Below are 729 nucleotides of genomic sequence, written 5' to 3' on the forward strand. Positions count from 1 at the left end.
CCACCTCCAGCAAGTAATTGGAATGCATTATCATGCGCTCTATGTCTATATGTATATCTGCCATAATATGAAACGTTTGCAGATGCAAAGATAATCATATTATGAGACTCCACAAAACGCATAAAACTTATTTAACAATCTAATATTCAGTATTTTACGCTATTTTAGAGACTTAACGTTAGTCGTAATACCACCCTATGTCAGACATGTTTGCAGTATCGCAAAACATCGAAAACAGGGCTTAACAAGACAACCTTAAAGCTTTCTATAACAATCTGAATATCATTTACTTAACTCTATTTTACCCAAAAAACGAATACGTTTTTTCAGAAAATTAACTATCATTTTCGCCATCAAGCTGCTTCCTCATAGCATTTTAGCTCTATTGGACCTATGCTTTTTACAACAGGGCATGAAAGCATAGCCACTAGATACTTCCACTCCAACACATAAATTGGAAGGACACCTTCAAACTCTAGACGGACAAAACTCATGTTCTTGTCAAACTTCTGATAATACATCTGACACTCATTATGTTCATGTCTGATGATCTTTACTATCTTTTGATCCTTGGAAGTAAACACGTAAGCGGTGCCATCCTCTGGATCTTCGCCCAAAGAGCGTATCACTCCACAAAGCTTGTCATAACCTCCACGCATATCCTGATAGTTGGGAATATACTTATATTTTACGGCACCATTTAAGCTAAACATAAGGCTTGAAGTTTAG

At 36.4% G+C, this 729-nt stretch carries 1 protein-coding gene; it reads right to left on the reverse strand.

Features of this window, described 5'->3' with window-relative positions:
- Window positions 1-353 precede the first annotated feature (353 nt).
- Window positions 354-713 (reverse strand): IS66 family insertion sequence element accessory protein TnpB, encoded by a 360-nt coding sequence (gene tnpB / locus ACTQ53_RS17530; RefSeq protein WP_117587742.1) that lies wholly within the window; start codon window positions 711-713, stop codon window positions 354-356.
- Window positions 714-729 lie beyond the last annotated feature (16 nt).

It is taken from the genome of Prevotella sp. Sow4_E9_plate (assembly GCF_052116205.1).
Lineage (GTDB): Bacteria > Bacteroidota > Bacteroidia > Bacteroidales > Bacteroidaceae > Prevotella.